Origin of the sequence: Streptomyces sp. B15 (assembly GCF_018070605.1) — a bacterium.
Taxonomy (GTDB): domain Bacteria; phylum Actinomycetota; class Actinomycetes; order Streptomycetales; family Streptomycetaceae; genus Streptomyces; species Streptomyces smyrnaeus.
Genome location: NZ_JAGPXJ010000145.1, coordinates 1 through 11,512, shown reverse-complemented (window position 1 = coordinate 11,512; position 11,512 = coordinate 1). Strand labels below are relative to the sequence as shown.

8 protein-coding genes and 3 pseudogenes are annotated in these 11,512 nt (G+C 71.0%); 3 read left to right on the top strand and 8 right to left on the bottom strand.

Annotation, left to right across the window (positions count from 1 at the left end; genetic code table 11):
- Window positions 1-109: 109 nt before the first annotated feature.
- Both KBY19_RS34250 and KBY19_RS34245 read right to left on the bottom strand, forming a co-directional pair.
- Window positions 110-793 (bottom strand): NAD(P)-dependent oxidoreductase, encoded by a 684-nt coding sequence (locus tag KBY19_RS34250; protein WP_185018851.1) that lies wholly within the window; start codon window positions 791-793, stop codon window positions 110-112.
- Window positions 790-1,863 carry an EamA family transporter gene (locus KBY19_RS34245; protein ID WP_210967397.1) on the bottom strand — a complete coding sequence of 358 codons (1,074 nt, stop codon included), beginning with the start codon at window positions 1,861-1,863 and terminating at the stop codon, window positions 790-792. Before KBY19_RS34245 ends, KBY19_RS34250 begins: the two co-directional genes overlap by 4 nt.
- A gap of 78 nt (window positions 1,864-1,941) precedes the next feature.
- On the opposite strand from KBY19_RS34245, the gene KBY19_RS34240 reads away from it, so the two are divergent.
- Complete coding sequence (locus KBY19_RS34240; RefSeq protein WP_099886962.1) at window positions 1,942-2,874, top strand: LysR family transcriptional regulator; 933 nt, start codon at window positions 1,942-1,944, stop codon at window positions 2,872-2,874.
- 106 nt (window positions 2,875-2,980) lie between these two features.
- On the opposite strand, the pseudogene KBY19_RS34235 reads toward KBY19_RS34240, so the two are convergent.
- The 3 genes and pseudogenes from KBY19_RS34235 to KBY19_RS34225 form a co-directional block, all read right to left on the bottom strand.
- Window positions 2,981-3,462: pseudogene (locus KBY19_RS34235) on the bottom strand (two-component system response regulator); the annotation flags it as partial.
- Between the two features lie 342 nt (window positions 3,463-3,804).
- The gene (locus tag KBY19_RS34230) at window positions 3,805-4,251 is read right to left on the bottom strand and encodes a hypothetical protein (protein WP_099885656.1); all 447 of its coding nucleotides are present in this window, start codon (window positions 4,249-4,251) and stop codon (window positions 3,805-3,807) included.
- Window positions 4,252-4,915: 664 nt separating this feature from the next.
- Window positions 4,916-5,638 carry a TetR/AcrR family transcriptional regulator gene (locus KBY19_RS34225; protein ID WP_185018855.1) on the bottom strand — a complete coding sequence of 241 codons (723 nt, stop codon included), beginning with the start codon at window positions 5,636-5,638 and terminating at the stop codon, window positions 4,916-4,918.
- 386 nt (window positions 5,639-6,024) lie between these two features.
- Here KBY19_RS34225 and KBY19_RS34220 point away from each other — a divergent pair, with 386 nt between their 5' ends.
- Together KBY19_RS34220 and KBY19_RS34215 are read left to right on the top strand one after the other, a co-directional pair.
- Window positions 6,025-7,632: an amino acid permease gene (locus KBY19_RS34220; RefSeq protein WP_185018858.1), complete on the top strand. Its 1,608-nt coding sequence runs from the start codon at window positions 6,025-6,027 to the stop codon at window positions 7,630-7,632.
- Entirely contained in the window at window positions 7,629-9,290 is a 1,662-nt protein-coding gene (locus tag KBY19_RS34215; protein ID WP_210967396.1) for an amidohydrolase, read from the top strand. Before KBY19_RS34220 ends, KBY19_RS34215 begins: the two co-directional genes overlap by 4 nt.
- Window positions 9,291-9,414: 124 nt before the next feature.
- Here the strand turns inward: KBY19_RS34215 and KBY19_RS34210 are convergent, their stop codons facing one another.
- The 3 genes and pseudogenes from KBY19_RS34210 to KBY19_RS34200 all read right to left on the bottom strand — a co-directional run.
- Window positions 9,415-9,939 (bottom strand): MepB family protein, encoded by a 525-nt coding sequence (locus KBY19_RS34210; protein ID WP_210967395.1) that lies wholly within the window; start codon window positions 9,937-9,939, stop codon window positions 9,415-9,417.
- A 175-nt stretch (window positions 9,940-10,114) separates the two neighbouring features.
- Window positions 10,115-10,560, bottom strand: a pseudogene (locus tag KBY19_RS34205) (N-acetyltransferase family protein); the annotation flags it as partial.
- A gap of 268 nt (window positions 10,561-10,828) precedes the next feature.
- Window positions 10,829-11,122, bottom strand: a pseudogene (locus KBY19_RS34200) (hypothetical protein); the annotation flags it as partial.
- Between the last annotated feature and the right edge of the window lie 390 nt (window positions 11,123-11,512).

Below are 11,512 nucleotides of genomic sequence, written 5' to 3'. Positions count from 1 at the left end.
ACGCGGGGGGGGGGGGGGGGGGAGGGAGCGGCCGCCGAGCGGGTGCCCAGCGCCCGTTCCCGTGAAGGTCGAGCCGGGGCCCGCCCAGCGGCCGTCCCCGTGAAGGTCGTCACCCCCGCTCGGGGTGGTGGACGACCGTGAAGAGGCGGTCGGGGCCAGGGGCTTCCAGCTCGTCGACCGCGGCGACGGACAGATCCTCGGCGCTGATCCACGAGCGGCCGTCGGTGCTGGTGAGCAAGGTGTCGGTGCCGCGCCGATAGCGGCCGGTGCGGGCACCGGGTTCGAGCAGGGCCGGTGGGCTCAGATACGCCCAGTCGCCACCGGCGCGGTCCTGGCAGGCCCGCAGCTGTGCCACACCGGCTGCGGCGACGGTCTCGAACTCGGCGGGCACGTACGCGGGGTTGTCGGCCACCAGCAGTTCGGGGTCCTCCGGGCTGCGCAGCGCTCCGGCGCCGCCGACCACGAGGACGCGAGCTCCCAGCCGCGCTGCGGCATCCAGCACCGTGCGGGTGGCGCCGACCAGGAATTCCTGATCGACCGGCAAGGTCCGCACGGCCAGTACGACGGCGTCCACGGCGCCGGGCGAGTTTGTCCCCGCGAGCGCCTCGTACACGGAGCGCGGGTCGTTCGCGTCGGTCGCGATCGGCGTCACGTCGGGGTACTCGCTCACGCCGCTCGCGGGCTTCCGCGAGAGGGCGAGCACCCGGTGGCCGCGTGCGCCGGCCTCGGTGATGACCCGGCTGCCGACCATCCCGGTGGCGCCGACCACGGCGATCGTCAGGTTTTCCTTCATCGAATCCGTCCTTCTGGGATCAGGTGTTCTCGCGTGCGGTCTTCCTCGGTTCCGGTTCCGGTCGCGGTCGCGGTCGCGCCGGTCGGTTCCGGTGCCGGTTCCGGCGCGGGTGCCGGTGCCACGGGTGGCGGTTCCGGTGCGGGTGTCGGCCGCCCGCGGGTGAGGCGGTCGAACAGGTGGGGGGCCGAGAGCTGTGCGGCGAGCATGGCGGTGAGGGCGAGGACGAACCCGAGGGTCTGCAGCGGGCTCAGCGACTCGCCCAGCACGAGGCCGATGACCGTCGCGACCAGGGGAGACAGCAGCACCAGCGGTGCGGAGGCACCGACCGGCAGTTTTCCGACGCCGCGGAACCACAGCGCGTACGCGATCAGTCCGCCCATGCTGCCCAGCCACAGGTAGCCGCCGACTGCCGCGGCGTCGATCCGCTGCGGCACCCCCTCGAAGGCGAAGGTGAGCGGGAGCAACAGCAGCCCGCCGACCGTCAGTTGCCAGCCGGCCAGCGCCATGGGACCGACTCCCACCGGGCGGCCCCAGCGCTTGGTGAGGACGACACCGCCGGCCATGGCGGTCGTATGGCCGAGGCCGGCGAGCACTCCCACGGCGTCCAGCCGGGCCTGAGGTCCGAGCACGACGAGTCCTACGCCGAGCACGCCGAGCAGGCCCCAGGCCAGTCGCCAGACCGTCGGCCGGTCGCGGAGCACGGCGACGGCCAGGCCGGCGACCAGCAGCGGCTGTGCGGCGCCGAGGGTGGCGGCGACGCCGCCGGGGAGTCGTTCGGCGGCCAGGAACAGCAGCGGGAGCCCGCCGATGTTGAGCACGCCCAGGACGGCTGCCTTCCACCACCACTCACCGCGTGGGAGTACCCGGGTGAGGGCCAGCGCGAGCAGTCCGGCGGGCAGGGCGCGCATCAGCCCGGCGAACAGCGGATGCCCGGGCGGCAGCAGTTCCGTGGTGACGACGTACGTGGTGCCCCACGATGCGGGAGCGAGCGCGGTCAGCGCGACGGTTGCCGCCTGTTGCGGGCGCGAGGGCGGCGGCGGGCCCGGCGACCCTTCGGTCTGGGTGTTCATAGGAGGAGTCTCGGGGGCACCCGAGCATCTATCCAAAGCATGGTTGCAATAGCAGCTATGAAGCAGAACGATGATGCGATGGACCTGCAACAGCTCAGATATGTCGTCGCCGTTGCGGAGACCCGCAACTTCACCCGCGCCGCCGAGCGTTGCCGTGTGGTGCAGTCGTCGCTCAGCCACCGGATCGCCGGCCTCGAACGGGAGCTGGGGGTCAAGCTGTTCGCCCGGTCCAGCCGCCGTACGGAGCTGACCAGCGCCGGAGAGGCCTTTCTGGCCGGCGCGCGCGAGTGCCTGGCCGCCGCCGACCGTGCGGTCGCCGACGCCGCCGCGGCAGCCGGTGTGGTACGCGGCCGGCTCGCCGTCGGCATGATCAGGACGACGGCCGCCATCGATGTCCCCGAGCTGCTCCAGCGGTACCGCGCCCGGTACCCGGACGTCCGGGTCGGCCTCCGCGCCGGGAGCAGTGACGAGCTGGCCGCGGCCGTCCGGAACGGCGAACTGGACATCGCCTTTCTCGGCCTCCCGGAGGGTGAACGTCCGGCTGACGTGGAGGCCCTCGTCCTCGACCGCGACGCACATGTACTCGTGGTGTCGGCCGGCCATCGGCTCGCCGGTGCCTCCCAGGTCACGCTGCACGACGTTGCCGAGGAGACGTTCGTGGACTTCAGGGACGGGTCACCGGGCCGGGCCCAGTCCGATCAGGCGTTCGCCGCCGCGGGCCTGGTCCGCGATGTCGCGTACGAGGCAGGAGTGGCCGAGCTGATCACCCAGCTCGTCGCGCGGGGGCTCGGTGTCGCGCTGCTGCCGTCGGCGTTCGTCCGGCCGCTGGCCGCCGATGATCCGCACCTGGCACTGGTCCCGGTGTCCGACGGTCCCCGGCGCATCGAGTATCTGGCATGGAGCCGCTTCAATCCGAGCCCGGCCACCCGAGCGCTGCTCGACGTCCTCGGGGTCAGGTCGGGGGTCGGACCGGGAGCCGAGGGGCCCGGCTCGCGGTCGGGGCGGGTGTGAAGCCGGGCCCCGGGAAGCCAGGAGCGCCCCCCAGGCGAACAGGAGAACGGGACAACAGGTGCGACCCCCAGGGGATCAGCGCTTGGTCCCTCGGTACGCCCGGGGGTCACTCGGCACCGCCGGTCGCCTCCAGCCGACGGACCGACCGTTCGAGCTCGGCGATGCGATCGGCCAGTGCGGTGCCGTCCGGGGAGTCGCGGCCGCGCAGCAACACCTCGATGCGGACCAGCTGTTCGGTGATCCGGTCTCGCTGCTCGGCGTCGCCTTCCTCCGCCCGCGCGGAGTCCGCTCCCTGAGTGCCCGGACCGCCGTCCTCCGGCCGCCGCCCGGCGTCCGCGCCCGGCAGCCGCCGAAGCTGTTCGGCCTGGACGGCGAGCTGTCGGTTCTTGCGGTCCAGGTCCAGGAACACGTTGACCTTCGTACGCAGTATCCAGGAGTGATGGGCTTGGGGAGGAGATCGGCGGCTCCCAGGGCGTAGCCGCGGTAGGCGTAGTCCCGGTCCGCTTCGTTGCCGGTCAACAGGATGATGGGGACATCCTTGGTCTGGTCGAGTCGCTTGATGTTGCTCGCCGTCTCGAAGCCGTCCATCCGCGCGAGCGTCGCCCGGCCGCAGGTCCTGCATCGGCCGGGTGGAAGAGTCCCACGAAAATCGCAAGGAGAAGCACCACTATGAACGTCATCACCAACCTGCTGGCCGGCGTCGTCAACTTCCCCGGCTGGCTCATCTGACGTATGTGCGCGGCGCCGTCCCTCCCTGTCCCACGGAGGGGCGCCGCCGCGCGTGCTGGGGGGGCCGATCGGTGGCTCAGCGTTGGCCGACATGGTGGACTCGCGTACGACTCCCCATGCGGTACGCGAGCTGCGGCACCGAGGCCGGCGACACCGCGGCCGCCGCGGCCAGGGCTGGCAGGCTGGAATTGCCGGCTGCGGTCAGGCTTGTGAGCACCGCCGGGGAAGCGTGACGTGCCCCGGCCGGCGTTCGAACGTGTCCATCACGAGCCACTCGTCCAGCTCCGGGTCGTAGAGATTCTGGACGCCGAATTGCAGCACCTGCCAGAACGTGCCCCGGTCGTGCTGGTCGACGTAGATGTCACCCAGCGCGAGCGGGAACCGCAGGAACGCTCCCGGAGGACGTTCAGGCAGCACGACACCGACCCTCCAGTGGTTCACATGCCGCCGTGGCTTCCGCTCCAGGGTCTCCCGCCCGACAAACCGCGCTTTGCCGAGTAGTTGGTTCAACTGGCGCAGATTGAAGCCCGGGACCCGGGAGCAGGAATGTTCGGTCAAGCCCGGCCACTTGTAGGTCAGGGTGTAGAGGGTGTCGTTGTAGATCAGATTCGTGAACCAGATCGGGTACTGCGGGCCTCCCGCGATCATTTGACTGTCGCCGTTTCTCCCCTGCCAGCTGAACGGGACCGTGATCCCCAGATCCCGGACGATCCACTCGCCCCTCCCCCGGAAGTTGCGCGGGAGGCGAGGAGGCGGTGGCGTCGGGGAGACGGACCGCTTCGCAGCCACGACTTCGAACGACCGGACCCCTTCGCTCGGAGCAGCGGTCCCGGCGTCGGCCGACGGGGACACCGTCGGGCCGATGGCGAGCACCCCCGCGAGAGCCGCCGCCGACGCCGCCCGACGTGTGAGTCTCCAGCCCATGACCTCTTCCCCTCGGTTCTCGGGACCGTGTCACCGCGGCTCGGATCGGGACGCGGCGGTGCTCCCCGCGGTATGAGCCGGGGAGGCAGCAGTGACAAGCAGGAGATTCTGTATCAAACCGCGGGAGAGACGCCGGCAAGGCGCGCCGCCCACCCTCCGGCACGGCCCTGGTTGTCTCACCTGCACGGGTGGCCGAGTCAGCCGATTCTCCGGCTTGCCGGCCAGGCACCGAAGGGGTGCCTCCCGCCCTCCGACGCCACGTACCGGCGAGAGCTGTCTGCGCGCTGTCCTGCCGGGGCCGGGCCGGAGCCGGGGCCGGAGTCCGCAGCTCCGACGCGGTGACGGGACGACGGATCCCGCGGGGCCCGGCCGGCACGCCGTCGCGCTCTCACACGGAGGGCCCTGTAGTGCCGGCGAGACCTGCCGCGCGGGCGGCCAGGGCTTCCAGGAGCAGATCCAGGGCGTTCTCGAAGGCCGAGCCGGCCATCGTGGGCAGCTCTTCTCGGACTGCGTGCAGATGGGGGTACGTCTCGGCAGGCACCTGCGGGTATGCCTCCCGCCACGCCTGCTCATCTCCCTCCCGGGTGGCGGACGGCAGCCGCAGTACGGCAGCGTCCAGGGCGGCGTGGCCGAGCACCGTGTCGATGAAGGCGTGGTAGTGGCGTACGGCCGCCGCCTTGTCGAAGCCCGCGCGGAGCAGCAGCCCGATGCCGATGTCGACGGCGTGGTACTCGTGGGGGCGCCGAGTGACGCGGCTGGTGCTGAGCGCGGCGATCCGGGGATGGCGGAGGGCGGATCGGTAGACGCGAAGCGCCAGCTCCCGCAGCCGCTCCGGCCACGGCCCCTCGGCGGAGAAGCCGTCCAGGGCTTCTCCGATGAGGCGGTCGGCCACGGCGAGGAATAGATCGTCGGTGTTGCGGAAGTAGCGGTAGACGGCACTGGGGTCGGCGCCGAGCGCCGCGCCGAGCCGGCGGACGGTCAGCGCCTCGCCGCCGTGCTCCTCGATCAGCCCGAGGGCCCGGTCGACGATCACATCCGCCGTGAGCACCACGCCGGACCTGGTCGGCCGTCGCCGCTTGCGCTCGCCCGCGATACGTTCGCGCGGCACCACGTGTCCCCTTTCAGCTCATTTGTCGCGGATTTTTTGACCGCTCTTTCCGAGTCCCGCCGAGTCCCGCCGATTCTTGCCAGTCTTGCGGCCTTGCGAGACTCGCCTGTCTTGCCGGGTCTCGAATGGTGGTGAGTTCCGGTGAGGTCCTCAGGCGTCCCGGAGCGAGTCACCCGGACGGTAGCCCCCCAGTTAATCACCGGCCCCGTCGGCTCTCTTCCGTTTCCGCTTCTCCTGCCTCCCGGCTTCCGGGGCGGCCCTCCCGGCTTCCGCGTCGGCGGCTTACGTCAACAGTATTGACGTAAGCCGCCCCTCGCTGTTCCATCGTCCGCACATCGACGCGGCCCACGCCGCTCGGTGAGCTGTCCGGCGAGCTGAGGAGGAGATCCATGCGAAATGACGGACGGCCCGTGCTGCGGCGCACTCTCGGGGTGCGCGACGGTATGGCCGTAGCCGCCTCCAGCACGGCGGCCACCACGAGCATCGGCATCGGCATGGGAGCACTGGCAGCGAGCGCCGGGCGCCAGATCCCGGGCCTGCTGCTGCTCGCCTTCCTTCCCGTCTTCGGTATCGCCGTGGCCTACTCCCGGCTGAACCGCTCCGAGCCCAACTGCGGCAACGCATACGTGTGGGTGGGGCGTTCGCTCAGCCCGTGGGCCGGATTCCTGACCGGCTGGGTACTGCTGGTGGGGACCGTGGTCTTCATGGCGTACACCGGCGCGGTCACCGGCTCGGTGGTGCTGCAGTTCCTCAACAAGGCGGGCCTGCACAGCGCGTTCGGTGTCGCCCTTGACCCGGCCTCCACCGGCGTCAGCACGGTCGTCGGGTTGGTGGCGCTGGTGGTGGTCACGCTGACGGCGGCTACCGGAGTGCGGTCAGCCACCCGCCTCCAGCTGTGGCTGCTGGTCTTCGAGTACGCCGTGCTCTTCGTCTTCTGCGGCTGGGCTCTCTTCGTCGGCGACCAGGACTTCTCGCTCTCCTGGCTGAACCCCTTCGCGATCGGTTCCGTGGCGTCGCTGTCCCAGGCCCTGGTACTGGCGGTCTTCATCTACTGGGGCTGGGACGCGGCGTTCTCCGTCACCGAGGAGACGCGCGACCCGGCGGACGCGGCACGTGGCGGTCTGATCGCGCTGCTGGCGATGCTCGGACTGTTCCTCTTCGGCTCGATCGCCTTTGAAAGGGTGATGAGCGACGAGGAGCTGGTACGCAACGGCCCGCAGGCGCTCACCTTCCTGGGCAGCCACCTGGCCCCGGAGCCATGGGCCTCCCTGCCGCTGGCGGCGCTGATGTGTTCCGCGTTCGCCTCGCTGCAGTCGAGCGTGATCCCCACCGCACGCGGGGCCCTGGCCATGGGCCGGGACCGCACTCTTGGTGAGGTGTGGACGCGGGTGAGCCCCCGCTTCGGCACCCCCGCACTCGGCACGACCCTGATCATGGCTCTCGCCGCGGCGCTGGCGGTGCTCGCCCTCGGCATCCCCAAGCTGAACGACATGATCCTCACCGCCGTCAACTCGATCGGCCTGCTCGTCGCCCTCTACTACGGACTCGCCGCACTGGCCTGCGCGGTCCGCTTCCGGCACCGGCTGCGCGCGGGTCCGGTCGAGGCGCTGTGCTCGGTCATCATTCCGCTGCTCAGCTCCCTCGCACTCTTCGGCCTCGGTGCCGTCCTCGCGCACCACTACGCCACCATGAGCGACCACTTCGCGGCGCGCCCGGACAACGGCTGGTTCATGCTGCTGGTCCCGTGCCTCTTCCTGGCGACCGGACTGGTCGTGGCCGCCTGGGCGAAGTGGCACCGGCGCTCGCCCTACTTCGCCTCGGGCCGCGGGACCGACGCTGACTCCGTCGAGCTGCCGGTGGACGGCGTCGCGCCCGAACGCGCACCCGGAGCAGCGTCCACATCCACCCCCGAAGCCGAGCCCGAACCGGCGTCCACGCCCGCCCCCGGGCCCGCGACCGCATCCGCCCCCATGCCCCGGAAGGGAGCCCCTTCATGACCCGTCAGCACCCGGCTCCGGCTGATCTCGTCCTGGCCGGCGGCCCCGTACACACCGTCGACCCGGCCCGCACCCGGGCGAGTGCGCTCGCGGTGCGGGAGGGGCACATCATCGCCGTCGGACACGAGGAGGTGCGCGAGTTGATCGGCCCGCGCACGGAAGTCGTCGACCTGGCCGGGAAGTTGCTGATCCCGGGCTTCCAGGACGCACATGTGCACGCGGTCGGCGGCGGGGTGGAGCTGGGGCAGTGCGATCTGACCGGCGACGTCACCGTGGAGGCCTATCGCCGCCGCATCCGCGCGTACGCCGACGGCCGCCCTGATGCGCCATGGATCACTGGAGGGGGCTGGTCGATGGAAGCGTTCCCCGGCGGCACCCCGACCCGGGCACTGCTCGACGAACTGGTGCCCGACCGACCGGTCTATCTGGTCAACCGCGATCACCACGGCGGCTGGGCCAACACGCGGGCGCTGGAACTGGCCGGTGTCACGGCCGCCACCCCCGACCCGGCCGACGGACGCTTCGAGCGCGACCAGCGCGGCGAGCCGACCGGCATGCTTCAGGAAGGCGCCATGACGCTGGTCGCCTCGGCGATCCCCGCCCCGGCGCCGGAGGAACTCACCGAGGGGCTGCTGCGAGCCCAACGGCTGCTGCACTCCCACGGGGTGACCGCCTGGCAGGATGCGCTGCTGGGCGATCACGGAGGTCTGCGCGACCCCTCGCCGGCCTACGCCGACGCCGCCCGCCGGGGGTTGCTGACCGCGCGGGTCACCGGTGCCCTGTGGTGGGACCGGGCCCGCGGTCTGGAGCAGCTGCCCGAACTGGAGGAACGCGCGGGTGCGCTGACGTTCGGACGGCTGCGGGTCCGTACGGTCAAGATCATGCAGGACGGGATCGCGGAGAACCACACTGCCGCGCTGCTCGGCCCCTACCTGACCGCGTGCGGCTGCACTTCGGACAACACCGGCATCTCCTTCATCCCGCCTGAGCGGCTGCGTACCTATGTGGCCCACCTCGACGCCAGGGGCTTCCAGGTGCACTTCCACGCGCTCGGTGACCGAGCGGTACGGGAGGCGCTGGACGCCGTGGAGACCGCCCGCGAGGTCAACGGCTGGAGGGACAACCGGCCGCACCTGGCCCACCTGCAGATCGTCCACCCCGACGACGTTCCCAGGTTCCGGCGACTCGGTGCGACCGCCACCGTCCAGGCCTTGTGGGCGGCGCACGAACCGCAGATGGACGAGCTGACCATCCCCTTCATCGGACCGGAACGCGCCGCGCAGCAGTACCCGTTCGGAAGTCTGTTGCGCAGCGGGGCGACGCTCGCCGCGGGCAGTGACTGGCCGGTGTCCAGCCCGGACCCGCTCGCCGCACTGCATGTCGCCGTCAACCGGCGGCTGCCCGGTGGAAGTGCGGATACCCCCGCCTTTCTGCCCGGGCAGTCCATCGACCTGGGCTCAGCGCTGGCCGCGTACACGGCGGGCAGCGCGTACGTGCAGCACCTCGACGGCACCGGCTCGCTCCGGGTGGGCGGCCTCGCCGACCTCGCGGTGCTGGACCGGGACATCTTCGACCGCCCCGCGGAAGAGATAGCCGAGGCCCGAGTGCTGCAGACGTATGTGGGGGGCGAGCGGGTCTACGCCGCCGACGACGCCTGAACGGCGGGCGCGCGGCGCCGGTCCGCTCGCACGGTGCACCGCGCCGGTCCGCTTGCGCGGTGCACCCTCGGCTTGGCCAGGACCGGGGCTGAGGCGAGACTCCAGAGACTGGCTGCAGTCGCAGCTACGGGTGGTAGAGGGCGCGGGCACGCGCCGTATCGACAGGTCCGTCCTCCGTGAGATACAGAAAGTGGTTCACCTGCCATGCCTGAGTGCCGCGTGCCTGACGGTTGGACGTGGTCACCCACGGCGGGTAGACGCGGAAGCCCCGCTTCCCGCCGGAGCCGTGCCTGGACACGATGCCACGCTTGCACAGGACGTCTCGCGGGAACACGAACTGTCCGAAGTATCCGCTGTCGCGGCTGCTGATGACGAAGAGATCAACTCCGTCATCGGCGTCGAAGGGCCGGGGCGGGCCTTCCACGGATCGCTGCCACACGGTGACGAACTGGCCGACTTTCGTCGGGGTGGTCTTGGCCACGCGGAACCTGACCGACAGCCCGTCGAGCGTGAACCGATGCGCTGCGTACTCGGCACCCTCCGGTTCGGGCACCGGCTGTGAACAGGCAAAGCCATTGGGGCCGTACACCAGTGTCTTCGCCGCCAGCAGGTCATCGTGAACCCGCGCCCAGGGCTGATCCGTCGCCATCCTCACATCCTGCCATCACGCCACGCCCGCCCCCACACCGCCGCTGGACCGCGAACGCTCAGCGACAGTGCTGACCGCGCGTGGCCTCCGGGTCCTGCCCACAGCCCGCCCGCGGCACCGGCGATGCCAAGCCCCAGGGGAGGGGCCGAGGCGAGCCTCGGCCCATCCCACCGCCTCACAGATCGAGCTGATAACCGAGTGCCTGGTGCGTCGGTTCGTAGCCGAGCAGCTCGTTGATGTTCCTCATGGGCTGGTTGCTGTCGGCGGTATCGGTCAGCAGGCCACCGAGCTCGGGATGGCGTTCGCGGGCCTGCCGGATCGACTCGGCCTTCATCCACTGGCCAAGGCCGTTCCCACGGTGTCCGGGCAGAACACCGGTCCCATAGTGCCGGCCGTCGCCCTTGCCGTCGCCGGGAACAACCAGCTCGGTGAATCCGGCGATCGAGCCGTCCGACGCGTCGACGGCCGCCACCGTGTGCAACAACTCGCCTCGCTCTTCGATGGCCCGCGCGGCAGCCCGGACCCGGTCCACGTCCCAGGTCACTGTCCCGAAGTCGGTGTCGTCAGCGGTACGTCATCCATGGCTCCGCGCGATACGGCGAAGGTGTGGGCGAGGTCATCTCCTGTCCGGTGGCACTCCGACGGCTGGGAGAACCTAGCTGTTCCTGAAGGCCGGTGACAAGGCGCAACCTTGCCGTTGGTCTGCGGCCGCAAGGGCCGCGTCCGGCGGTCGGCGAGGACGCCGCTGCCCCGCACCGGAAGCGCCGTAAGGGCTGGATGTTTTCCCGCCGCGATTGCTGTATGCGGTTGCCTCGATTCGGTGCGTGTTCGCCACTTGGAGGTCCTGACAGAGGCGTTGGACGTGTCGGTGGGTGATCAGGCAGGTGGCGAGGCCGAGGAGGGCTTCGTGGATGTCGTCGCGCCGTTCCCAGCGGCTCCGAAGTCGGCGGAAGCCGTGCAGCCAGGCGATCGCCCTTTCGACCACCCAGCGGAAGATGCCCGGGCCGGAGCCGTGCGGTTGGCCGCGTTCGGCGATCACCGGCGGATGCCGCGCTTCCACAGCAGTCGGCGGCCGGGCAATGACGGGCGTGATGCCACGCTCGCGCAGTCGGCGCCGGTAGCCGTCGTAGCCGTAGGCGCGGTCGGCATACAGCCGGCGTGGCCGTTGGCGGGGGCGTCCGCGCTTGACCGTAGCGGGCGTGAGACACCGCCACGAACTCACAGTCCGGGAGCCGGAGTTACTCGCTCCGCTGCTACCGCGGGCTGGGACGGGACGTCCGCGTGTGCGGATCGGGCGGGTTTGCGCTCCGCTGGTGGAGGCCGTCATCGCTTCATCGGGAACGTTTCTTGGAGGACGCCGCGCGCAGGGGCGCCGCGCGGCACCTTCTGCGCGGTCTGCCGCAAGTGGCTCCTGGCCTCGGCGGATGGAGTCACCAAAAAAAGTTGAGCGCCCCCGAGAACTTTTCGCCGGCGCGGCACATCCAATGGGTATCGGATCTTCGGCCGGTGACCCTCCCGACGCGTACGGAGGGGCGACCCACACCATATTTGCCGTGCTCCGAAGCCATCGCAC